The sequence below is a fragment of the Lysinibacillus sphaericus genome, from assembly GCF_002982115.1.
In the GTDB taxonomy this organism is placed as follows: Bacteria; Bacillota; Bacilli; order Bacillales_A; family Planococcaceae; genus Lysinibacillus; species Lysinibacillus sphaericus.
The window spans coordinates 387546-410715 of sequence record NZ_CP019980.1 but is presented as its reverse complement, the minus strand read 5'-3'; the positions used below and the strand labels follow the sequence as shown (position 1 = coordinate 410715).

Annotated in this window: 24 protein-coding genes and 1 other annotated feature; of the genes, 3 read left to right on the top strand and 21 right to left on the bottom strand. The window is 38.0% G+C overall.

Annotated features, from left to right (window positions below):
• Window positions 1–37: 37 nt before the first annotated feature.
• The 13 genes from LS41612_RS02090 to hmpA all read right to left on the bottom strand — a co-directional run bounded on the left by LS41612_RS02090 (window position 38) and on the right by hmpA (window position 11697).
• Window positions 38–1165: a C40 family peptidase gene (locus tag LS41612_RS02090; protein WP_029747435.1), complete on the bottom strand. Its 1128-nt coding sequence runs from the start codon at window positions 1163–1165 to the stop codon at window positions 38–40.
• A gap of 323 nt (window positions 1166–1488) precedes the next feature.
• Window positions 1489–3474, bottom strand: coding sequence for an ABC1 kinase family protein (locus tag LS41612_RS02085; RefSeq protein WP_024364579.1), 1986 nt, complete (start codon window positions 3472–3474; stop codon window positions 1489–1491).
• A 283-nt stretch (window positions 3475–3757) separates the two neighbouring features.
• On the bottom strand, window positions 3758–4708 hold the full coding sequence (locus LS41612_RS02080; RefSeq protein WP_024364580.1) for a c-type cytochrome: 951 nt from the start codon (window positions 4706–4708) through the stop codon (window positions 3758–3760).
• Between the two features lie 424 nt (window positions 4709–5132).
• Complete coding sequence (locus LS41612_RS02075; protein ID WP_024364581.1) at window positions 5133–5840, bottom strand: DsbA family oxidoreductase; 708 nt, start codon at window positions 5838–5840, stop codon at window positions 5133–5135.
• A gap of 10 nt (window positions 5841–5850) precedes the next feature.
• Window positions 5851–6627, bottom strand: a complete 777-nt coding sequence (locus LS41612_RS02070) for a sulfite exporter TauE/SafE family protein (RefSeq protein ID WP_024364582.1) — start codon at window positions 6625–6627, stop codon at window positions 5851–5853.
• 143 nt (window positions 6628–6770) lie between these two features.
• Window positions 6771–6998: a sulfurtransferase TusA family protein gene (locus LS41612_RS02065; protein ID WP_024364583.1), complete on the bottom strand. Its 228-nt coding sequence runs from the start codon at window positions 6996–6998 to the stop codon at window positions 6771–6773.
• Window positions 6999–7045: 47 nt separating this feature from the next.
• On the bottom strand, window positions 7046–8173 hold the full coding sequence (locus LS41612_RS02060; RefSeq protein WP_024364584.1) for an MBL fold metallo-hydrolase: 1128 nt from the start codon (window positions 8171–8173) through the stop codon (window positions 7046–7048).
• Window positions 8174–8333: 160 nt separating this feature from the next.
• Complete coding sequence (locus LS41612_RS02055; protein ID WP_024364585.1) at window positions 8334–8729, bottom strand: DsrE/DsrF/DrsH-like family protein; 396 nt, start codon at window positions 8727–8729, stop codon at window positions 8334–8336.
• A 16-nt stretch (window positions 8730–8745) separates the two neighbouring features.
• Window positions 8746–9300 (bottom strand): sulfurtransferase TusA family protein, encoded by a 555-nt coding sequence (locus LS41612_RS02050; RefSeq protein WP_029747437.1) that lies wholly within the window; start codon window positions 9298–9300, stop codon window positions 8746–8748.
• 76 nt (window positions 9301–9376) lie between these two features.
• Window positions 9377–9673, bottom strand: coding sequence for a rhodanese-like domain-containing protein (locus LS41612_RS02045; RefSeq protein ID WP_024364587.1), 297 nt, complete (start codon window positions 9671–9673; stop codon window positions 9377–9379).
• Window positions 9674–9685: 12 nt separating this feature from the next.
• Window positions 9686–10027, bottom strand: coding sequence for a rhodanese-like domain-containing protein (locus LS41612_RS02040; protein ID WP_024364588.1), 342 nt, complete (start codon window positions 10025–10027; stop codon window positions 9686–9688).
• Between the two features lie 44 nt (window positions 10028–10071).
• A complete protein-coding gene (locus LS41612_RS02035) occupies window positions 10072–10332 on the bottom strand; it encodes a metal-sensitive transcriptional regulator (RefSeq protein WP_024364589.1) in 261 nt (86 codons plus the stop codon).
• 198 nt (window positions 10333–10530) lie between these two features.
• Window positions 10531–11697 carry an NO-inducible flavohemoprotein gene (hmpA, locus tag LS41612_RS02030; RefSeq protein ID WP_024364590.1) on the bottom strand — a complete coding sequence of 389 codons (1167 nt, stop codon included), beginning with the start codon at window positions 11695–11697 and terminating at the stop codon, window positions 10531–10533.
• Between the two features lie 193 nt (window positions 11698–11890).
• On the opposite strand from hmpA, the gene LS41612_RS02025 reads away from it, so the two are divergent.
• Entirely contained in the window at window positions 11891–12328 is a 438-nt protein-coding gene (locus LS41612_RS02025) for an RrF2 family transcriptional regulator (protein ID WP_024364591.1), read from the top strand.
• Window positions 12329–12394: 66 nt separating this feature from the next.
• Here LS41612_RS02025 and LS41612_RS02020 read toward each other — a convergent pair whose 3' ends face one another.
• The 6 genes from LS41612_RS02020 to LS41612_RS01995 form a co-directional block, all read right to left on the bottom strand.
• Window positions 12395–13375 carry a GNAT family N-acetyltransferase gene (locus LS41612_RS02020; RefSeq protein ID WP_024364592.1) on the bottom strand — a complete coding sequence of 327 codons (981 nt, stop codon included), beginning with the start codon at window positions 13373–13375 and terminating at the stop codon, window positions 12395–12397.
• Window positions 13376–13397: 22 nt separating this feature from the next.
• Window positions 13398–13850 (bottom strand): nucleoside deaminase, encoded by a 453-nt coding sequence (locus LS41612_RS02015; protein WP_024364593.1) that lies wholly within the window; start codon window positions 13848–13850, stop codon window positions 13398–13400.
• Between the two features lie 18 nt (window positions 13851–13868).
• Window positions 13869–14246 (bottom strand): VOC family protein, encoded by a 378-nt coding sequence (locus LS41612_RS02010; protein WP_024364594.1) that lies wholly within the window; start codon window positions 14244–14246, stop codon window positions 13869–13871.
• The gene (locus LS41612_RS02005) at window positions 14243–14677 is read right to left on the bottom strand and encodes a DUF1801 domain-containing protein (protein WP_024364595.1); all 435 of its coding nucleotides are present in this window, start codon (window positions 14675–14677) and stop codon (window positions 14243–14245) included. The genes LS41612_RS02010 and LS41612_RS02005 overlap by 4 nt, the downstream gene beginning before the upstream one ends.
• 556 nt (window positions 14678–15233) lie before the next feature.
• Entirely contained in the window at window positions 15234–15638 is a 405-nt protein-coding gene (locus LS41612_RS02000) for a GNAT family N-acetyltransferase (protein ID WP_024364596.1), read from the bottom strand.
• Between the two features lie 101 nt (window positions 15639–15739).
• Entirely contained in the window at window positions 15740–16234 is a 495-nt protein-coding gene (locus tag LS41612_RS01995) for a DUF1648 domain-containing protein (protein ID WP_024364597.1), read from the bottom strand.
• Window positions 16235–16552: 318 nt separating this feature from the next.
• Between LS41612_RS01995 and LS41612_RS01990 the strand changes: the two genes are divergently transcribed.
• Complete coding sequence (locus LS41612_RS01990; protein WP_024364598.1) at window positions 16553–18247, top strand: methyl-accepting chemotaxis protein; 1695 nt, start codon at window positions 16553–16555, stop codon at window positions 18245–18247.
• A gap of 85 nt (window positions 18248–18332) precedes the next feature.
• Here LS41612_RS01990 and LS41612_RS01985 read toward each other — a convergent pair whose 3' ends face one another.
• Window positions 18333–19088, bottom strand: a complete 756-nt coding sequence (locus LS41612_RS01985; protein ID WP_024364599.1) for an HAD-IIB family hydrolase — start codon at window positions 19086–19088, stop codon at window positions 18333–18335.
• 199 nt (window positions 19089–19287) lie between these two features.
• Window positions 19288–19570, top strand: a binding site (T-box leader).
• 64 nt (window positions 19571–19634) lie between these two features.
• Between LS41612_RS01985 and LS41612_RS01980 the strand changes: the two genes are divergently transcribed.
• Complete coding sequence (locus tag LS41612_RS01980) at window positions 19635–21206, top strand: 2-isopropylmalate synthase (RefSeq protein WP_024364600.1); 1572 nt, start codon at window positions 19635–19637, stop codon at window positions 21204–21206.
• A 199-nt stretch (window positions 21207–21405) separates the two neighbouring features.
• Here the strand turns inward: LS41612_RS01980 and metG are convergent, their stop codons facing one another.
• Window positions 21406–23040 (bottom strand): methionine--tRNA ligase, encoded by a 1635-nt coding sequence (metG, locus tag LS41612_RS01975; RefSeq protein ID WP_024364601.1) that lies wholly within the window; start codon window positions 23038–23040, stop codon window positions 21406–21408.
• Window positions 23041–23170: the final 130 nt, after the last annotated feature.

The window sequence follows — 23170 nt, the reverse complement described above, 5'->3', positions numbered from 1 at the left end:
ACTTTTTTGCTATTTCATTCGTCTAACTTTTATAAGCTTATTGAATACGACCGAAGCCTACTAAATATTGGTTCCACCAATCAAGTGATTCGATCACTACGCCTTTATTTTGCGCATCAATCATTGTGTTATTACCAAGGTAAATCCCAACATGTGCTACGCCTGAACCATAGCTAAAGAATACTAAATCACCAACGCGAGCTTCACTTGCTGAAATACGTTGTGTTGCTAAGTATTGTTGTGATGCTGTACGAGGTAATGATACCCCAGCTTGCTTGTAAGACCATTGTACAAGACCAGAACAGTCAAAGCCTGTTGTAGGGTTACTACCACCCCAAACATACGCACGACCTAGGAATTGCTTGGCAGTTGAAATAGCACCACCTGAAGATGCTGTACCAGCACCAGACCCCACGACGATTGACTGTGGTTTGCCACCATTATTGTTCACTTGAACAACAGGTGTAGCTGATTGAAGTGCACGTAAACGAGCCGCTTCTTCTTCAGCAGCCTTACGTTCAGCTTCTAAACGCTCTTCTTCTTGTTTCGTTGCAATTTGAGCTTTTAATGCAAGTGATTTTGCTTGGTTTTCAGCTTTTTTCACTTCCATTTCGCTTTCCTTTTGTTGAAGCTCTTGGAATTGTTTTTGAAGCTCTTTTTGTTTTTCATCTAATGTTGCTTTTTGTTGTTCTAATTTCACTTTGTCTGCTTCTTGTTGATTTACTAGCTCTTGGTCAGCATCCATTAATGTTTTAACCGCTACGACACGGTCCATTAAATCTGCAAAACTCTTTGCTTCTAGCACAACGCTTAAATAGACACCTACAGTGTTATCTTGTGCTTGATAAGCCGCCATACGTTCACTTAAAATAGCTGAACGTTGCTCAATGCGTTTTTCAGTTTCAGCAATACCTGCATCTACTTCTTTGATATCAGCTTGTACTTGGTTAAATACTTTCACTTTTTCATCGATTTCTTGTTGTAGCTGTTGTAATTCTGTCTCTAATTTTTTTACTTCCGCATCGATTTTTGCTTTTTTCTCGATCATTTGCTGAGACGTTTCTTCAGCGTGTGCTTCAATCGGTTGTACTGTATTAAATAATAAGCCGCCTGCAAGTGCTAATGTTAGCACCATCGACTTACGCCATTTATTGCGCTTACCCATGAATCTTCATTTCCCTTCATCTATCAATTTCGCTCTTTATTTCCTTATGTAAATACTTGAACGATTCAATTAAGTTCTTATGTTTTTATTAGCCTTTTAAAGTTTAGCATTAATGCCGTAACTTTTATACTATTTCTCACCGTTTTAATCGTAAAGTAAAACTCGAAATATAATTGTAACATTGTATAAAACGCGACATTTTTCTACAAAACCTTTATATACAGCTAGAAAATGACGTTTTCATCTCCAAGTAGTCCATTTCACCTTGGTGTTTTGTAATCTTTTTGTAATATAAAAAAGGTAGGAGAATCATCCCCTACCTACTATTTCATTGAGCGTAAAGCTTGAATGGACAGCCGTACTAATAATATTGCACACAGAAATAACCCTAGATATGCGGCCGTATTCAAATACACTGCATATGGTTCATGTATAAATTGAGAAATGGCTAACAACGCAACAGAAATGATTCCAAATGTAATGCCGACAAGTAATAAGACAAAACGGGAAAATAGCTGAGTAATGAAACGTGCATTGTGGTCATCTGAAAAAATATCATGATGCAATATAATTTTTCCACTTTCTACTCGTTGAATTAGCTGATCGATACGCCTTGGCATTTTCCGTAAAGTAGGTATTAACATCGACAGTTCTTCCTGTATACGCTCTTTTGTTTCTAAAGGTTCTTTAAACGGTCTTAAAAATGCAGCTCGCATATAAGATGCCGAAAAATCCTTCGCTTCTGTAAAAATATCAAATTGTGAATCAATTACACGCAATGTTCCATCTAGTGTTACTAAAGATCGAAGCGCCAAACCAACAGAAGGATAAAACGCAAGACCAAAATCCCGTACCACTGTAAATAACGAATGAATTAGTTCTTCGGTAGGGATACGATCAACATAGGATATTTTCAGCAAGATTTGATCCATAGCCTGCTCCACCCTAGCACGTTCCGCATGTTCTTTATTTTCTACGAGTAGCATTAAGCCATCATATAAAATACCTGAATCATTTTGTTGAATACCTAGTAAAAATAGCTTTAACCCTTCTTGCTGAGTAGCACCTAGACGTCCAACCGCTCCGAAGTCTAGCAGAATTGGGACTCCATCGGTCTCATCAATATAAACGTTCCCTGGATGTGGATCGGCATGAAATATCCCTGAAAATAACATTTGTTCAAAAAAGGAATACAAAATTGTACGTGCAAATTGGCTACGATCAATGTTTAGTCGTCGAAATTCAGATGCCCCTTCCGCCACACTTTTACCACGAACGTATTCCATAACAATAATGTCTTCATCACAAAACTCTGTATATATTTTAGGGATGCGCACTTTATAATCGCTTTTAGCAAGAGCATTTGTTACCTGTAATGTATTACGTACCTCGATATCTAAATGAATTTCTTCCCTTAACCCATCAGCAAATCCACCAGCTAATTCTCGAAAGCCTAACGACTCTGCCCAAGTAGATTTGTTGGAAAACCAATTTGCAAATTCCTCTAAAATATCAAGGTCATCACGCATAATTCCCTTTACCTCAGGACGCAGTAACTTCACCACAACTTCTTCGTAATTTTTCAGTCGTGCCTTATGTACTTGTCCAATAGAGGCTGCTGCTAATGGCTCCATTTGAAAGTGAATAAAGACATCATCTACTGACCTTGGTAAGGAAGTTTCTAAAATCTTTGTCACCTGCTCATGCGGCAAAGGTTTTACACTTTGCTGTAGATGTTCTAGCTCATCAATGATAATTGGAGAAAATAATTCTTTACGCGTAGATAGTACTTGCCCGAATTTGACGAAAATCCCGCCGCATTGCTCTAACGTTGTTCTTAAGGCAATGGCAAGCTCCTTTTCATTTTCTCGTTGCCTCGCATATTTAATCGTTTGGACAATCCCATTCGTCACTGCAATTTTTAACACCTGACGTAATCGCTTCTGCTGACGCCAGTAGCTACGCAATCTCAATAAAATTGATTTTTGCCCATGACGGCGCTCTCCACCTTTAATACCAATCGGATCAAAAAGTTCGAAAACGAGGTAGAGCAGCATGGAGATAAGGAGCATACTACCTATCCAAATAAGGGTGCTTACTTCCGTTACGGTTTGCATCATCGTTTCCGATAAAAAATCTCGATGGCGTAAGTAGGAATACCAATATACAAAGGACGTAAGCGTAACACTAATAACAACAGAGAGCACTCTGCGTACAAAATTTATATTAGAACCTATTAACCGTCCGCTAACAAAATAAATAATTCCTGCAACAAAAATAATTTGAATTAGTAACTTCAAATAAACCAACAAGTGCCACCTCCCGCTGTTTTTCCTAATACTGCTAGTATAACAAATTCATGAACGAACTTTCCTTTACTAGCCACTAACGACAACAAGAGGTTTTACAGAAACATATCTTCATCAGTTCAAGTCATTCCATTAGCACCTTTTATCTAGTATGTACTCTCCTACAGCGAAAAAATCCACTCCGCTTTCCATGGGTACATTGTAAGACACAACAACTCGTGTGTTCCCAAAGAAGTCTTCGTGGATTTTTAAATTTCAAAATTGTTTGAGTGACTGGCACTTGTTAGTTCGTAGAGAGCACTTGCTCCCAATCAATTGTGCCATTTTTCACTTGTTCGCGTTTTTCTTTGTTCATTAAGTCGTTAGGACGACCACCTTTAGGCCAGTCTTTATCGTGGTTGGCCCACTCTGGACGATTTTGCGATAAAATGTAAGCAGCTAAATCAGCAGCATCTTGATCTGATAACGTACCACCCGCTCCAACTGGCATATTGTTTTGAATGTAGCCAGCCATTTTAGACATACGTGCCATGCCCGCTCCATCATTAAAGGAATTTTCGCCCCATAATGCAGGACCTGTAGTTGCACCCGTTCCAGAACCATCAGCAGCGTGACAAGCAATACAAGATTGCGCATACAGTTCTTCACCATGTGCTACATCTGGAATAGGGACGCTTTTCATATTACTTGTGCCAGCCCATTCACGCTCTGCACCAACAGGCACGCCTTGTGAAATATAAGCAAAATAGGCTACCATCGCTTCAAGCTCGTCACTATTCATTTCAAATTTTTTACCGTTCATACTTCGCACCATACAACCATTAATGCGCTCTTCAATCGTTACAATGCCTCCAGAACGAGCAATATATTGTGGATAGTTAGCTGTGACACCAACTAGAGAAGAAGCTTGTTCATCATACCCTGCACCTGCATGACAGCTTGTGCAAGATAGCTGATTTCCTACGTATTCATCTGCCGCAACATGCGTATTACTTACCAGTTCATAACCATATAAAATCGCTTCTTTCATCGGTCCATCAGGTACTTCTTCGATACTTGGCGGAGCGTAAACGACTTTTTGTGAATTTGCCGTCGTTGGTATTTGTGTTTTAACCGCCGCTTCGTTCGTCTCACCATTGGCGTCACCTAATATTTTGTCACTAATGGCTGCTCCAACAAAAAGAGTAGCAGCTATTAAGATTGTTCCTGCTATACCAGTTGTCATTTTCTTCATCACTAATACCCCCCCTTTGTATGTTAATTTTATTCTAGCAAGATAATATATGGCAGGATGTGATTTTTCTCACACTTCGCAATTTTAGAACCATAAAGCCGATAAAAATGGAATTAATATACATAAAAATTTGTACTATAACAACAGAAACAATGCTTAATACCCCTTGTAGTTTCCACTTTTATCTGCTAACACGATTAAATAAAAAACCAACGGCTTGCTTTGTAGCATATTGTTCGGTAGGAATAACGCTAGCGTAGAGGCGACTCTCCTGTTCAGAACGCAAGCAGAGGGTTGTGGCTTACTGTGCTGAGCGGAAAGCGCCGCCGTAGCGGACAACTTCGGCATAGCAAAAAAAGTGTTAGATTGACCTCAGTCAATCTAACACTTTTTCACTTTTGTGCAATAGCGTATGATGATGCACTTATAATTTACATGCACCATCCGCACAAGAAGCATCACCGTTACCAACCATATTTAAAGTAGGTTTAATACCAGCAATTTCCGCAGCTTGATGCAATGTACGTACGAATACTTCATTCGGCTCAGCACCTTTAATACCGTAACGATTTTCAAAAACAAAGAATGGCACGCTTTGTACCCCAATCTGTTGCGCATCGTAGCGATCTTTATCTAACTCTTCCTTAAAAGCTTCATTTGTATTCAATACTTGTTGTGCTTCGGCAACATCTAAGCCTAACTCTTTAATAACCGCTAGCAACATGGCATCATCATTTAAGTCTTTACCTTCCATTAAATAAGCAGCCATTAACACTTCTATATAAGCGGCTTCTTTTCCAAATTGCTTCGTCCATTTTGCCAAGCGGTGGGCTTTCTCTGTATGCACTTTTTTCATCTCAGCAAATTGATATGTGAGCCCAACTTCCTTTGCTCGTTCAGTAATACCAATTGTCATTTGTTCAGCTTCTTCACGCGTTACGTTTTGCTGAGCCATAAAATGTTCATAAAAACTTTGCCCCGTCTCTTTCGGTGCAGTAGAATCAATTTGATAGGATTTGTACTCTATCTCTACTTGATCAGTATATCCAGCCTCTTTTATTGCTTGTTCTAACTCTCTTTTCCCTATATAACAAAATGGGCATGAGAAGTCAGAAAACACTTCAATTTTCATTGTTATCCTCCTATAAAATATCCATCCAAATTTTAATAGCCGTTGCTAGAATCAAGACAGCTAATATCCCTTGTAATACTTTCGTATTCAAACTTTTCCCTGCTTTTGCTCCTAATGGCGCTGCTATTAAACTTGCCACAATCATGATGGCTGCTGGATAATAATCCACTTGCCCCGTCATTAGCTTTCCTATTGTTCCCCCAATGGAAGAGATAAAAGTAATGGCTAAACTTGTAGCAATCGTCATACGCGTTGGAATTCTTAGTACAACAAGCATGATCGGTACAAGTAGGAAACCACCTGCTGCTCCTACGATACCAGAACCAATACCGACTATGAATGCTAAAATTACCGCTACGGGCTTATTAAAAGTAACATCATTCATTGGCTTATCGTCAATTTGCTTTTTAGGAATAAACATCATAATTGCCGCTATAAGCGCCAAAATCCCATAAACGATATTAACGCCTGCCTCCGATAAATATTGGGAACCAAAGCTACCGACAAAGCTACCTGCTAAAATTGCCCCACCCATATAAATAATCAGGGATTTGTTTAGATAGCCACCTTTACGATATGCCCATACCCCTGCAATCGAAGCGAAAAACACTTGTACAGCACTAATACCTGATACTTCATGTGCTGTGAATGCAGTAAATCCTAGTAAAGGTGGAATATATAATAGCATTGGATATTTAATAATCGAGCCTCCAATACCAAGCATACCTGAAATATAAGATCCTACAAAGCCGATTAAAAATATCGTAATAACCCATGTTATATCCATCTATTTTTCCTTCTTTCAAGTCGTTTACACCTTGTTCCTTAACGCAAAAGCTAAGTTCACCAAGGCTATTACTGCATTCGGCAAAATGCATTGTAGAATGAAGTGGAAAGGTGAGTGTCCTGCTTGAACACTCACCCGTCTCATTACGCTTTTTGAATAAAGAATGTAATGACGCCAGCGTCTTCCGATTTATCTAAAATCGTGTGACCACCTGCATTTGCCCATGCAGGGATATCCGCTAAAGCCCCTTTATCTGTTACTTGTACTTCCAAAATCTCACCTGAAGCTAGTGTATCCATCGCCTTTTTTGTTTTTACGATCGGCATTGGACAAGATAAACCTTTTGCATCTAATTGTAAATTTGAGTTCATGTTAATCTCCTTTTAAATTGTTTGTAAATTGTTTGGGTGACTGGCACTTATCTTACTGCACAGCGGTTCGGGCCAATCTCCATTTCAGTTTGTTCCTCTATAGCTGGCGTTATTTTCCCCATATTCACTTGACGAATTTCTTGATATGCATTTGGTTGTGGTGGTAAGTTATCTGTAACAATACTGCGGAATGTTTCAGCATCTTCAATGTTTAAACCATGATTTTCAGCAAATAACTCCCCTAAACGTTTTGCCACAGTACCATCTTCATTTAGCTCATCAATAATCATAAAATGAGCAGGTAGAACAATTAAATCGTCCGATAATTCACGGTAACGTTTATAAAGTGTTTCACGTAAATCACCAACCCAGTCTTCTGCAAGTCCTGCTAAATCAGGACGACCAATTGAATCAATAAATAAGATGTCCCCTGTTAATAAATATTTGTTATCTACAACAAACGACGTTGAGCCAATTGTATGACCTGGTGAATAAAGTGCACCTACATCAATTTTCGAAGCCCCAATTTGCACCACATTGCCATCTACTAATGGCGTATAATCAAATACAACCTCTTCTGCATCTTTTGGTGGTAAATAATATGTTGCACCTGTTTGTGCTGCAATATGGCGTCCACCTGAGATATGATCCGCATGCAAATGTGTATCAAAAACATGTTTAATTTGAACGTTTTTCTCTTTTGCAAAGTTTGTAAATACATCCGTGAAGCGTACAGCGTCAATAATTGCTGCTTCGCCTTCAGAAATAACCATATAAGATAGACAGCCTTTACCTAAACGAACGAATTGGTAAAGCTCACCACCACCTGTTAAATCGCCTACTTTAATCGGTTCTAAATATTCACTCCACGTTTTCATACCGCCCTCTAAATAGGCAACAGTACGTCCAGCATCAGATAGCATCTCTGCCACCATCATTGAAGATCCTTCCTTTGCACAAACGACTAATACATCTTTGTCCGTAGGGATTTTAGGTAAAATTTCTTCGACACCATCTAATAGCTCAAAATACGGAAAATTAAGGTATTCAAATTTGTGTCCATCGATTTTCCAATCTTCAAATGCATCTGTATTACGTACATCTAAAATAAATAATTCTTTGTTTTCGATTACTTTTTTCGCTACTTCTGCAGCGCTCCATTTTAATACTGACACTCCGTTTACCCCCCAAGGTATTATTTCGTTGATTTTTTTAGCGGAAAGGACATGCCTCTCCGCTTATTGTTATCTTCTAGTCAAAATCCAATGCACTACTGAATATATTCAGCATTCGGTTATCACTCATGATAAGCCGTCTACATCTGTTGCAACTTAATTAGAACGTTAATGATGGTGCTGCATCTTTAGCGAATTCTAAGAATGTTACAGCTCCCCCAACCTCAATACCTTCTACAAAATCTTCTACTGTTAAGCCCATTACATCCATTGTCATTTGACACGCAATAAATTTAACACCTAATTCTTGTGCCATTTCTACTAATTGCGGAATTGCAGGTACATTTGCTTTCGCAAAACCTTCTGCAAAATGTTCTGTACCAGCAGGCATTGGTAAAGCATTCATGCCTTGCTTATGAATTAAATTTAATCCTTCGAATGTGAAAAAGATTGCTACTTCCTTATCAGAAGCTGCCGCTGCTGTTGCGATATTGAACACCTTATACGCATCAAAAAGACCACCGTTACTTGCAATAATTGCTACTTTGTTTGACATAATAAATTCCTCCAATTTAAATAGTTTTAATTAATTCGCCCGTCCAAGATGTCATACCTGGTAAGACGTTAAATACTTTTGTAAAGCCATTTGCTACTAGCTTTTGTGCAGCTAAATCACTGCGAGCACCTGTACGACAAATCACATAAATTTCACGATCTTTATCGAGTTCAGAAAGACGCTCTTCAAGCTCACCCATCGGAATGGATTTCGCCCCTTCAATGTGACCGAATGCGAACTCCGCTTCTTCACGCACATCGAGGATAAGCCCATCTCTTCCTACGATTTGTTCCAACTCAATTGTGGACTCAAACGTTTTTCCATCAGCTGACTCCTGCGCGCATTTACGAATGTAATGCTTAAGCACAGTATCTTCTTCCACTGTCCCGATATACTGATGCCCTACAGACTCAGCCCAAGCTGCGATATCGGCTTTTGAACCTTTATCTGTAGCTGAAACTTCTAAAATTTGACCATCCGCTAATTCAGCCATTGCCTTTTTCGTTTTTACGATTGGCATCGGGCAGGATAGCCCTTTTGCATCTAGTTGAAAATCTGCCTTAATACTCATAACTTCCTCCTTATACCTATAAGGGTATTATTTTTGCTAAAAAATATAGAATAGGGTATACCCTCACTATAGACTATTACTGTACTTCGCCTTCCCATGCAAGCATGCCACCAACCATATTTGTTACATCAAAGCCTTGGCTTTCTAAAAATTGTGTAGCACGACCACTGCGAGCACCTGATCGACAAACGATAATATATGGTTCATTTTTATTTAACTCGTGCATGCGAAACTCAAGTAAGCCAAGTGGCATATTCATCATTCCAGGAATATGTCCAGCCTGCACTTCGTCCACTTCACGAACGTCGATTATTTTTAACATCTGTCCATCTGCTAAAGCTTGTTGTACTTCTTTTGCTGAAATTTCCTTCACAATAGTTTCCTCCTAATAGGCGCTCATGCCACCACGGACATTTGTTACGCGCTCATATCCTAGTTTTTTCAATTGCTTACACGCCTGACTACTACGCATACCACTCTGACAAATAACGACAACTTCTTTATCCTTCGGTATTTTATCAAAGCTAGAGCCTAACGGAATATTTTTGAATTGCGGGATGTTGCGACCTTTGTATTCAGCTGGCGTTCGCACATCGATGAATACTTTATCTTTATCATTCAGCACATTTTTTAATTGAGCTGTTGATATGGACTGCACTCCTTTTGCTGGCTTCATACGCCAAACTAAAAACCCAATCACAATAGCGATCATAATCCATGCTTCCAAGTATCACTACCTCCTATCTATATACTATAAAGGGTATAATAAATTTATCTACTTTTTACGACCAAATCCATCGCTTCTTGGATGGCACTATTCATTTTCTCTGAATCCCCATCAGCAGTCGCAACACAATTCAGCAAGTTCTCACTGACAATAACACCTATCGTCCGATCAACTGCAGAACGCACGGCAGATAGCTGTGTAATCACATCTTTACAGCTTTGTTCTTCTTCCATCATGCGTAAAATACCACGCAATTGGCCTTCCATTCGTTTTACACGATTTGCTGTTTTAGCATCGTACGCCATTATGTGTACGCCTCCCTTCGAATTAAGTGATTCATCTTGCTTACGTGTTTTATAATATACCCCATTAGGTATAATGTCAACATGAAAGATCTATTTTTTTCTTAAAGCGCTTTACATATAGATTTCATAACGCATGACATAAAAAAAACTCTGTTACAAGTGCGTAAAATGCAGCTTATAACAGAGTTCATTATAATTTTAGTTTGCTAATTGCATGGCAGGTCCAAAGAATTCATAGTGAATTTTTTCATCTTTAATACCAATTTCATGGAGATTTTTAATAACTGCCTCCATAAAACCAACAGGACCACAGATATAAACGTCCGTATTATGTGGAATCTGTTCTGCCAATAGTTCTTTTGTCAATAACTTATCCTCATCCGAATAAAGGGCTGTATAAGATGCATTCGGAAGGGTATTTACTTTAGTTTGGATGTCATCACTAAATGCTACTACTTTTTCATTACGTGCACATTGGATAAAATGCACTTCATTCACTGCATCATCCTTTAAAGATTGTAGCATACTGTTTAATGGTGTTACGCCGATTCCTCCACTAACAAATGTAATTGGAGCTGCAGTTTCTTCTAATACAAATAAACCTGCTGGCACACTTACATCTACTAAATCTCCAACTTGTAACACATCGTGAATAAAGTTAGATACTTTACCATTTGGTGTATGATCGCTTTCACGTTTTACTGAAATACGGTAGCCATCCTCAGCACTCGCTTGTGAAAGTGTATATTGGCGGTTTAATAAATATTCTTCCCCTGGTACTTTGACACGAATGCTAATATATTGCCCTGGTTCATATGCTGGAAGTGGCGATCCATCTTCATTCACAAAGTAAATAGAAGTAACAAGGTCGCTTTCAACTTCTTTTTTAGCTACTTTCAGTGGTTTAAACAAACGCCATCCACCATTATTTTCAGCTTTTTGATAAAGATCTTCTTCTACCTGAATGAAAACATCCGCAATAACGCCATATGCTTCAGCCCATGCGTTGATAATATCATCTGTTGCCGCGTCACCAAGCACTTCTTTAATTGCTTTTAGTAGATGTTCCCCTACAATCGGGTAATGCTCTGGTAAAATTCCTAAACTACGATGTTTATGAGCAATTAACATAACGGCTGGTAAAATCGCTTCTAAATTTTCAATATGAACTGCTGCTGCATACACGGTATTTGCTAATGCAGTTTGTTGACGGCCTTTTTCTTGGTTTGTGTGGTTAAAAATATTCAATAATTCTGGATGAGCTTGAAACATATTTTTATAAAACGTCTTAGTAATTTCTACCCCATGAACTTCTAATACGGGCACTGTTGCTTTAATAATTTGTACTGTTTCTTGTTTTAACATATCGCATACCATCCTTTCGTGATTACAATATAACGCTTACAATTCATTAAAGCAATATATAAAATACATCTTTAACAAAATAGACAAATTTGATGTATTTGAAATACATGTTTTAAAAAAGTACTGATTTACAATAATTTAAGGTAAAAATGCTATAATTATTGAAGTGAATTACAGAAAGTAGGGTGTTCCAATGCGATTAACTTTATACACAGATTACTCCCTTCGAACACTCATTTATCTAGGTGCGAAGGAAGACGGTCAACTATCAACCATTCAAGAAATTTCAGATGCCTATAATATATCAAAAAACCATTTAATGAAGGTGACACACCAATTAGGACTGCTTGGTTACATCGAAACGATTCGCGGTCGAGGTGGCGGTATCCGTTTAGCAATCGATCCAAAGTCCATTACGATTGGTGAAATTGTACGCCATACAGAAGAGGATTTTCATCTTGTTGAGTGTTTCGACAAAGAAAACAACTTGTGTAAAATTGCACCTGAATGCCAGTTAAAAGGTGTCCTCTATGAGGCATTACAAGCATATATGGCTGTCCTTGATCGCTATTCTCTTGACGATTTTTTACACTCCAAAGAAAAGTTAATGGCCTTGTTATTTGGTAAATAAAAATACCCGCTCAACAATTGTTGGTCGGGTATTTCTTTATGACAGCCTTATTCTAGACATTGCCTGTTATAATGCTTTTGAAAAGACAATCATATCTAATGCTCGTATGCCATTTTCATAAATGGGTTCAGGATACTTACTGAAAAAATTCTTTTCGATGGTATCCATCCTGAAGCCTGATTTTTGATAAAACGCAATATTGTCAATACTAGAATTTGCTGTGCCAACTAAAATATTTTCATATCCTTGTCCTTTACAAAGGGCAAAAATTTTGTTCAAAGCTTCCTTCCCAATGCCTTTGCCCTGAAATGCTTCCACAACCGCTATATTTTTCAACTCAATTGTTGCGTCTGACTGTGGAATAAGCAAGGCTGTGCCTGCCAATTTTTCACCGCATTTAATGGTGTAAAGTTCACCATCATTCATATATTGGCGAACGGCCATTTCACTTTCATCCGCTAGTAATAAATATGGTAAGTAGCTTTCTCGGCTACCTTCCACTTTTTCTATTGTTGTATAATAACGTACAAAATCCACACGTTCAAAAACGTTTAATACGCAAGGTTGCTTTTCCTTCACTTCTAACCAAGAATGTTCCTGCGGAAACTCTTTTTCTACACCTAGACGAATAAAAGGCAACTTTTCCTGTGCCTTTTGTGAGCGAATATTGATCTTTCTAGCTCCTGCGAAAACGCGTTCAAGCCCTAAATCAAAAAAAGCAATTTCTAAAATGGCCTTTTTCGCTTCCTCATTGTAGCCTTTTCCCCAAAACTCATATCCTAGCCATGACCCTATGTGACAACACTTATTTATATGGTCTATAAACATCAATGCTGTGACACCAATGAGTCGACCTTCCTCATTTAGCACAACACGAGGAACAGTCTTTCCTTCTTCCTCGTCTACACATTCACGTTTGATAAAATTAATGGTATCTTCCACTTTCCCAGCAGGTAACCCAAGCGCATCCCGAACCTGTGGCATTGAAGACAATGCATGCATTGCTTCAGCATATTTTATGTCATGCTTTACTAAAGTTACTGCCATATTCTTTTCTCCTTTTACGTATTTAGGTTTTACTATGCCAAACATGCATTGGACTTTTTGCTATATCCTCTACTGGCATATGAATCATGCGAAACACACGCTCTTCATTAATTTTCTGCAAATCTGCATAAACCTCACTTGAGCGACTTAAACCAACTGCCATTGCATCAGCTAGTGAATTAGCATAATAAGCCTTGTCGACACCCGCCATTGCCATTGCACCGAAGCACATCGGACAAGGTGCCCCACTTGCATACATAACCGTGCCTCGCAAATCGATAGAACCGAGTTTTTCTTGTGCACGTCTTAAGGCAAGTAGCTCAGCATGACCTGTACTATCCGGTCGCAAATGCAGTTCATTGACGCCTTCCCCAATGATTTCATCGCCCTTTACCAAGACAGCTCCAAATGGCTGACCGCCTTGTGCTATATTTTGAAGAGCAAGCTCGACTGCTCGCTCCATCCATTGATTCATATATACTCCCCCTGATATTTAATTATACGTAAGTTGCCACGATACACCGAAACGATCCTGAATCCAAGCAAACTGCTTAGAGAACCCATAGTTATTTAACGGCATTAACGCTTGTCCACCATCCACTATTTGTGCAACTAAACTTTCGATTTCTTCTATCGTCTCACACGTCAAAAAGATGGAAATTGCAGGGGTAAAGGAAAAAGCATGCTTGATTGAACTGTCATTCATCATAATTTTCAGACCTTTTAAATCGATTTCAGCCATTGCAACCTGTTGTGTGTCCTCCACATAAGTCAAGTTTTCAATTGTTAACTCTGGGAACCATTGCTTATATTGCAAAATAGCTTCATGCGCTTGTCCTTGGAACATTAAAAATGTAGTAGCACTTTTCATATATTCAACTCTCCCTCATATCTATTAACCCATTGTGCAGGGGTCATTTTGGAAACAAGTTCTCCAATTAAATCATATGGAATATTTTTTGTACTCGTAAAACGAATACAGCTTTTCCCCATATTTAGCTTAGTTGGTACACGCTTTGCATACTCCTCTTGAAACCAAGATAATAAAGCATTATCTGCATAAATACCCATATGGTAAACTGCTATATGTCGCTTTTGCGCTGCTAAGCTAATAAATGGTAGTGGTGTATTAGGTGTTACATGATAACCTTTAGGATATGACGATAACGGCACTACATAACTAATCATGTCGTAAGTCATTGTTTGTTCAAAGCCATCAGGAATATTCGTTGCTACTACGTCCGCAAGCTTTGCAAAGCTATCTCGCCATTTTTCATCTACTTGTTCGATATATGCATGCATGAAATTCCCCCACTTTTCAATATTTTGCTTCTAGAATGAATTAAAAATATTCCTTAATAGTAGTATGAAGATTATTAGTTGGCAATAGTGACAGTGTCATTGCTACAACAATCGACAAAAGTTTTACAGCATATAGCTTTTACCCCGAGAACCTTATGCTCAACCCTTTGCCTTCCGGTTGTGTTCTTTCGTATAAAACTAGACCTTGTGATTTCATACATCTCCGCTAAACGAGCTAGCTGTGACTCTTGTTTTTTCGCACTCTAAATGTATCGTGCCCAATCTTTTTGATATCCTGACGTTTGCGCGTCTTAAACAGCAACATCATTTGGATTTTCTATCAGTATAGCGCGTAATAAAGGGACCATACATTCATAGTCGCTTACACATTAGCTACTTGCTGTTTTAATGCTAACAATAAAAATGTATCAACCAATGACATAAGTCTTAATTTACCCTAAATTTATCACAAAGTATTTAAATTAACTTCAATTGTCCAAAATATATACAAAAAAACGCTTGGATCAATTCTCCAAGCGCTTTGTTCTTTCTTTTCTTATCTTCCTGCTTGCATTGCATAGTTCCTATAAACCATGCCGTTTGTTTTCTTCATCCCAAATTTTTCATAGTAAGGTACAAGGTCATCATCACAGCATAAATCAATCATATAAATCTCATCCAATTCTTTTAGCATTCGACTTACTAATTCCTTACCTATACCTTTATTTTTGTATTGAGGTAATACTTCCAATAATGGAACATAGGCAGATAATACACCATCACTTATCGCCGTAATAAATCCTATTACTTCATTTGTATGCTCATCAATCGCCAAAACTATTTTGCTGCTATTCTCCAACAATCGTAAATGTGTTTGGGGATTAGGTGGATTCGGCCAGTCTACAAAAAAACCATTTAACATATTTGCAGATATACCTTTGAGTGAATTCTTATAAATCATTTTCTCAACTCCTAATATTTTTACTATTAGATAGCTGCAAAAAATCAATAGAACAGTAACAAGCTATTACCTCCCATATTTATAATTAATTCGTGCACTATTTATTTAATCTTTGAAGAAGCAATTAGACCTTTCAAAATCGGGATACCTGTACCAATTAGCACCACTGGCAAGAACCACCAGCCTAATCCTTCGATCTTTCCTAATGCAACAAGTACTATTTCACAAGAAATGATTGCAAATAAAATTAAACAAAAGTTTTTTACTTCATTGCATAATCTACGACTATTTAAATAAAATGCCTCAACGTTGCGCTCATTTAATCGGGCTGGATAATTATGCATATGTGGCGCTTTCTCGAGAAGCCCTAAAAATATCCACATAAAAATTCCGATACCTGGTAAAATTAATACTTCTATTTTCGAACCCCATCGGTCAACCTCGCCCTTAGCATTAAAATGTGCAGGTATTTCTCCTGGTAAATTACCCCATTGTAAAATAATAAATAGGATGGATACAGTAAATAACCCGCTACCAATAACGTCCAAACATTTTTCATACTTTGTTTTTGGTAATGTTAAGATTGGTCGATACATTGTCCCACATCCTTGGTTAACGTTTATGGTATGTATACGGTTGTTTCAACTTTTTAGTTTCAATTATTTATATGAAAAACATTACAGCTTAATACCATTCACTGTATTTTCATTCACTACTGACACAAAATAATACATAAATCTCCGCTTTAAGTAGTATAATCTATAACTTAATTCCCTCTTTATTTCATATTTTTTACTATGAATAAACTCATATTGCTTTTTAAAATCCATATAATCTGATATAAATGGTATATATACATATTTCACCTTTTTGTAACATTTCTACTAAAATTACTAGGAAAGGACTTTTCAAACATGCGATTTACGATTTATAAAAAATTAATTCTCGGTTTTTTTATAGTTATATTAGTTTTAATAGGCACGATTGCGCTAAATTTTAAACAGCTTAATTCTGTAAATGGCACTTATCAAGATTTACTCGAAGAACAAACTAAAAAGTCTATTAGTATACAAGAACTAAGAGTACTTGCAAAACAAGAAATAGTTAGTATGCGTGGATACCTTCTACTTGGCGATAAACAAAATCGTGAAGGTAATAAATCCGCTCGTGAAGAATTTAAAACAAAATCAGAAAGTTTAATGGCTACACTAGAGTCCAAAAAATCAATTGAACTGTTAGAAGCCGTCAATAAAAGTGAGCAAAATGTTCAGCAATTTGCCGATCGAATGTTTTCATTAAAAGATGCTGGTGAAACCGAACAATATGAAAAATTAGATAGCACACAAGGACGTCTTATTTTAAAACAATTTGATGAGCGTGTTGAAAACCTTGCCAATTACCAAAGTGAAGCTGTAGAAGCCAAAATAACTGCTACTTCCAATGAGATTGATGGCATTAAGATGCAAATGATTTTGCTTGGCATATTTGCCGTACTTATTAGTCTGATAATTGCAATGATTATGGGAACAATTATTTCTCGTCCTATTAAAGGTATGGCAAAGGCTGCACAAAAAATTGCTGAAGGTGATTTAACGGCTGAGCAAATTCGCATTAAAAATCGTGATGAAGTTGGTGATTTAGCATTAGCCTTTAATCAAATGGCTCAAAATTTAAAGAACTTGATTACCAACGTCAGTCAAAATACGATGCAAGTAAGTGCCTCTGCGGCTGAATTAACAGCTAGCGCAGATCAAACTATTCAAGCGACTGAACAAATTACTTCCGCTATGCAAGAAGTGGCAAGTGGCTCTGAAGCCCAAGGAAAAAATGCAACTGAAAGCTCGCAAGCTATGAAAAACATGACGAATGGCATTCAACAACTAGCATCGACAACTGCTGCTGTTTCTGAATTGGCTATTGAAACCAATACTGAGGCAAACAAAGGGAATGATTCGCTTCAGCGTGTTATTTCTCAAATGGATACAATTAATACAGCTGTCTTGGAGTCTGCTACTGTTGTCAAAAAACTAGGAAATCATTCTGTAGAAATTGGCAATATCATTAGCATTATTACTGATATCGCTGAGCAAACTAATTTACTAGCGTTGAATGCTGCTATTGAAGCAGCTCGAGCTGGGGATCATGGTCGCGGCTTTGCAGTTGTTGCTGATGAAGTAAAAAAATTAGCTGAGCAATCGAAGAACTCTGCTGAACAGATTGCCGGTTTAATTTCTGAAATTCAACAGGAAACAAATCGTGCTGTCACTGTTATGGATACTGGTACACAAGAAGTTCAAGTTGGGATGAAGGTTGTTAAAGTGGCAGAGGAAGGCTTTTCAAAAATCGTTGACCTTATTGAGCAAGTTTCCAAACAAATACAAGAAGCAACAACTGTTTCAGAGGAAATGTCCTCAAGTGCTGAACAAATTTACGCATCCTTTGATGACATTGCAACAATTGCCCAAACGTCATCTTCGAACTTGCAAAATGTTGCTTCTGCTTCAGAAGAACAACTCGCAACAATCGAAGAGGTTGCAGCTTCTGCCGCTACTTTATCGACAATGGCAGAAGAATTACAATCACAAGTTTCCAAATTTAAAGTTCAATAGCAAAATTGTGTGGGTGACTGGCACCCACACAATAAGCCGCAACTGTCGCTGTCGCGCCGTTTGTTGCGGCTTTTTTGTGCCCTATTCAGTGACTGGCACTCAAACAATTTAACCGTTGGATCATTTCAATTACTGCTGTTTCTTCACTTGGCACTTGTAATGTTGCAAGCTGGCTTACCTTATGCGCTCCAACACAAACACTGTCTAATGCTTTTGCAAACATGGATGCATCATTTGCATCATTGCCAAAGGCGATAAACTGATTTTGTTCTACGCCTAATTTCTCCAAGCCGGTCCACTTATTAATTCCGCTTGGGCTTATATCTATTATGTTTTCGGATGCATGTTCATATATCGAAATCGGTAGCTTTTGTAGCTGCGTTAATATTTCTAAGTGATGTGCACCAGGGAATAATACAATTTTCACGATGTCCTTTAGCTCTTGCAATGTCACTTGCTTTGCTAGCTTAAGTGGATCTAAATTTTGATAGATTGGATGTGTCTCACTACCTGTAAAGGCATAATCCCAATCACCGTCCACTAAATAAGCTAATTGATAAACCGTTATAATATGCTTAATGTCTTCAACAATTTGTCCCTCGAATGCTACTATCTCTTTTATTGCCCCATTGACTGCAACAAATGCTCCATTACCTCCAACCATCGAAAATTGATGCATCGACTCGGGCAATATTGGTAACAAATCTCGAATCGGACGAGCAGAGGCAAAAATTACTTCATGTCCATTCTGTAGACAACTCTCTAATGCAGCTATAATACCAGCACTCAAAGGCTGACCTTTAAAACAAATCGTGCCATCTAAATCAAATACAAATTTCATTGTTTTACCTACTTTCGATGTATATAAAATCCCCCATATTATCTCATAAAATATACCTTTATTTGTTAAAAATAGCGTGTGAAAATCCGCTGATTCAAAACCTATTAGTACATTTTATCTTTAAAACAGAAAACAAATAATTTTTAGAATATTGTTGACATACTGAAAATATCCACGTATTATAACTCTCAACAACACATTGTAAGCAAAGATTGGAAGTAGTAGAAATGCTCGTGTACTTGTAGAGAGCCGGTGGTTGGTGAAAATCGGTAGACACACATTTTGAACTCATCCATGAGCTACTCCCTGAACCTCATCGAATAAGGCATACGATGCTTAGTAAGTTAAATGCCGGTTTCAACGTAAGGGATGTCGGTTTCCACCGTTATTGGGATAGACAGTGATAGCTGTCGATAAGGGGACTTTTTCTTGAAAGAAAAGGTCAATTAGAGTGGTACCGCGAGCAATAACTCGTCTCTATATTTTGATATAGAGGCGGGTTTTTTTTATTTTTTTTATTAATTACAACAAAAGGAGTGTTTGAAAATGGGAAGAAAAATTTGGGTGTTTGATACAACTTTACGTGATGGCGAGCAAGTGCCAGGGGCAAAACTAAACTTATACGAAAAAGTAGAGATTGCACAGCAACTCAAAAAATTAGGCGTCGATATTATCGAAGCTGGTTTCCCTGCTTCATCACAAGGTGACTTTGATGCTGTAAAAGCTGTCGCACAAAAGGTCGGCAATACGAATGACATTATGATTACAGCTTTAGCACGAGCAGTACAGGCTGATATTGATTCGGTATACAACGCTGTAAAATATGCTGAAAATCCAATGATTCATATGGTACTTGGCACTTCTGATATCCATGTTGAAAAGAAATTCAGTAAATCGAAAGATCAAATATTACAAATTGGCGTAGATGCTGTGAAATATGCAAAAACACTTTTACCACAAGTGCAGTATTCAACAGAGGATGCTTCTCGCTCAGATTTTGAATACCTATGGAAAACAATTGAGGCAGTGATGAAGGCTGGCGCAACGATGATTAACGTGCCGGACACTGTTGGATTTGCTGAACCTGAGGAATTTGGCGCTATGATTTACAAGCTGAATGACCGCATGAAAAATCTAAATGACAGTGTTTTACTAAGTGTACACTGTCACAATGACCTTGGAATGGCAACAGCTAACACACTTGCTGCTATTAAAAACGGGGCAGACAAAGTCGAATGTACCATCAATGGTATCGGGGAACGTGCAGGAAATGCCGCACTCGAAGAAGTTGTCATGGCATTGAAAACACGCAGCTCTATCTACAATGCAACTACGCGCATTAACACAAAAGAAATTATGAACACATCACGCCTTGTTTCTAGCTTTATGGGCTTAGATGTACAAGTGAACAAAGCCATTACTGGAGACAATGCATTTGCCCACTCTTCAGGTATTCATCAAGATGGTCTGCTTAAATCTCGCGATGCCTATGAAATTGTCCATCCCGAAGATGTAGGTCTGGATGATATGGAACTTGTTTTAACGGCTCGTTCAGGACGCCATGCAGTAAAAAATGCACTGGAGAAGTTAGGCTTTTCAAATCTATCGAATGAAGAATTTGAAGGTATCTTTGACGGCTTCCTAAAATTAGCTGATGCTAAAAAAGAAGTTTACGACCACGACTTATATGTCATTGTAGAAAGTTATTATGAAAAGCATGACGCAAATCATGCCAATGCGACTCATTATAGTGAGCAATTTTTTGACATTGTCGATTTACAAGTCGTCAGCAATGCAAGCTTCCCTTCTGCTAGTGTAAAAATTCGCAAAGGTGGCGAAGTATTAAAAGCTAGTGCAGTCGGTTCAGGCCCGATTGACGCCTTGTATTCCGCCATTGCAGATATTGTACAAATAGATGTAAAACTTGTGGAATATAACATTAATAGCGTATCTCGTGGTAAAGAAGCGCTTGGTAAAGTAAAAATTACAATTGAACACGAAGGCGCGAAATATATTGCAAAAGCGGCAGATACAGATATTTTAAAAGCAAGTGCAATGGCTTATATCAATGCTATCAACAGCATTGTTGTAGCGAACCTAACACCCGTTACGAACTAAATTGTTTAGGTGTCAGGCACTCATACAATTCTCATACAATTCACATAAGTTTTAAAGAAAAATCCGTGGAGACTTCAGTGGAATCCGCACAGAACATAAGCCGCCATAACCGCGCATTAGCGAGGATATGGCGGCTTATCGTGTGCCCGCGGAAAGTACAGTGCCAGGCACTCATACAATTCCAGTTACTTAAACAATTTTATTGACTGTCATTAACTAACTTTTGGTATTCTTCTTCAATTAGCCCTACATCAAGCCGTTCAAATAACGGTGTTACTTCGGTAATGCTTTTAGGTAGCTCTACTTGCTCATGCCACAGCAATTCGGTTATGCCTAACATGTTCCGAATTTTCTCTGTAGAGAACGGTAAAAATGGCTGTAGTACTTGACCTAAATTTGCAATCATATAAACACATGTTGCGAGCGTTTGATGGCAATCTTCCAAATTGTCCTTTACTTGTAACCATGGTTGCTGTTCGTCAAAATAGCGGTTGGCTGCGCGAATATATGCAAAAACCCCCTCTAACGCTTGTTTAAAATGCCCCGCTTCAATCGCCACACCGACATCACTAAACAATTGAATCGTTTGTTTCCTTACAGACCCATCGACATCCACCTGAGGCACTTGACCATCAAATGACTTCTCAATAAACTTCAACGTGCGATTGACAAAGTTGCCGTAAGCTCCTAGCAATTCTCCATTGTGACTATAAATAAATTCTCGCCAAGAAAAATCAGTATCTCGGTTTTCCGGCGCATTCATTGTTAAAAAATATCGTATCGAATCTGCATCATAGCGACTTAAAATATATGGCACCCACACGGCCCAATTTTGACTCGTAGATAATTTTCGTTTTTCCAATGTTAAATATTCATTTGAGACAATATGTGTTGGCAATGCTTTTGCCCCAATCCCCATCAAAATCGCTGGCCAAATAACTGTATGGAATGGAATATTATCTTTGCCATGCACATAGTAAGCAATGGTTTCTTCATTCCACAAATCTTCAAGTGCTCTATTGTGTTGTTTTGCCCATTCCATACTAGCTGTTAAATATCCTGCTACCGCTTCAATCCACACATAAACTTTCTTTCCTTCAAAGCCTGGAACGGGTACGTCAACTCCGTTCGGTAAATCACGAGTAACAGCACGATCTGGTACGCCTTCCGCTAAGTAACGTTCAGTTAAGCCTAGTGCATTGTCTCGCCAGCGTTTATCTGCTTTGGCTTCAGCTAAAAACGTTTCAAGTCTTCCTTGAAATTGACTAAAAGTAAAATAAAAATGTTCTGTTTCTCGGATAACAGGCTCATTGCCACAAATTTTGCAACGCTTATCGATTAATTCGAGTGGATCTAAAATTTGTGAACAATTATCACATTGATCTCCACGTGCCTTCGCTCCGCAATTTGGACAAATACCTTCTACAAAGCGATCAGGTAAAAACTGCTTATCCGTTTCACAATAGGCCTGTTCAATCTTCTTTTTGTATAAATAATTATTTGCTAGCAGTTGTAAAAAAATAGACTGTACCGCATCATGGTGGTGCTTTGCATCCGTTCTTGTATACAAATCATACGTAAATCCTAAGTCATGAAAACATTGTGTAAATTCGTTATGGTAATGGTTTGCGATTGCTTCTGTCGTCGTATTTTCCTGTGCAGCTCGAATTGAAATCGGCGTACCATTACAATCACTTCCTGAAACATACAATACTTGCTCACCTTTTTGTCGGTAATATCTAGCCAAAATATCACCTGGTAATAATGCAGCGATATGCCCTAAATGCAATGAACCATTCGCGTAAGGCCACGCTCCTCCAATTACAATTGTCATCTTAAGTTACTCCCCTCAATCTTCCAAATTTCTTGTTATGCGGATAACATGTTTTTCCTATCTTCATTCGTCCCTTATTAGAATTTTCTCCTAATTATTAATAGCTAACGCTTTTTGAAGATAAAAAAAA

Coding starts and splice junctions, on each gene's coding strand:
- LS41612_RS02090 (WP_029747435.1), bottom strand. CDS start 1,165: ATGGGTAAGCGCAATAAATGGCGTAAGTCGATGGTGCTAACATTAGCA.
- LS41612_RS02080 (WP_024364580.1), bottom strand. CDS start 4,708: ATGAAGAAAATGACAACTGGTATAGCAGGAACAATCTTAATAGCTGCT.
- LS41612_RS02075 (WP_024364581.1), bottom strand. CDS start 5,840: ATGAAAATTGAAGTGTTTTCTGACTTCTCATGCCCATTTTGTTATATA.
- LS41612_RS02070 (WP_024364582.1), bottom strand. CDS start 6,627: ATGGATATAACATGGGTTATTACGATATTTTTAATCGGCTTTGTAGGA.
- LS41612_RS02065 (WP_024364583.1), bottom strand. CDS start 6,998: ATGAACTCAAATTTACAATTAGATGCAAAAGGTTTATCTTGTCCAATG.
- LS41612_RS02055 (WP_024364585.1), bottom strand. CDS start 8,729: ATGTCAAACAAAGTAGCAATTATTGCAAGTAACGGTGGTCTTTTTGAT.
- LS41612_RS02050 (WP_029747437.1), bottom strand. CDS start 9,300: ATGAGTATTAAGGCAGATTTTCAACTAGATGCAAAAGGGCTATCCTGC.
- LS41612_RS02035 (WP_024364589.1), bottom strand. CDS start 10,332: ATGGCGTACGATGCTAAAACAGCAAATCGTGTAAAACGAATGGAAGGC.
- hmpA (WP_024364590.1), bottom strand. CDS start 11,697: ATGTTAAAACAAGAAACAGTACAAATTATTAAAGCAACAGTGCCCGTA.
- LS41612_RS02025 (WP_024364591.1), top strand. CDS start 11,891: ATGCGATTAACTTTATACACAGATTACTCCCTTCGAACACTCATTTAT.
- LS41612_RS02020 (WP_024364592.1), bottom strand. CDS start 13,375: ATGGCAGTAACTTTAGTAAAGCATGACATAAAATATGCTGAAGCAATG.
- LS41612_RS02015 (WP_024364593.1), bottom strand. CDS start 13,850: ATGAATCAATGGATGGAGCGAGCAGTCGAGCTTGCTCTTCAAAATATA.
- LS41612_RS02010 (WP_024364594.1), bottom strand. CDS start 14,246: ATGAAAAGTGCTACTACATTTTTAATGTTCCAAGGACAAGCGCATGAA.
- LS41612_RS02005 (WP_024364595.1), bottom strand. CDS start 14,677: ATGCATGCATATATCGAACAAGTAGATGAAAAATGGCGAGATAGCTTT.
- LS41612_RS02000 (WP_024364596.1), bottom strand. CDS start 15,638: ATGATTTATAAGAATTCACTCAAAGGTATATCTGCAAATATGTTAAAT.
- LS41612_RS01995 (WP_024364597.1), bottom strand. CDS start 16,234: ATGTATCGACCAATCTTAACATTACCAAAAACAAAGTATGAAAAATGT.
- LS41612_RS01990 (WP_024364598.1), top strand. CDS start 16,553: ATGCGATTTACGATTTATAAAAAATTAATTCTCGGTTTTTTTATAGTT.
- LS41612_RS01985 (WP_024364599.1), bottom strand. CDS start 19,088: ATGAAATTTGTATTTGATTTAGATGGCACGATTTGTTTTAAAGGTCAG.
- LS41612_RS01980 (WP_024364600.1), top strand. CDS start 19,635: ATGGGAAGAAAAATTTGGGTGTTTGATACAACTTTACGTGATGGCGAG.
- metG (WP_024364601.1), bottom strand. CDS start 23,040: ATGACAATTGTAATTGGAGGAGCGTGGCCTTACGCGAATGGTTCATTG.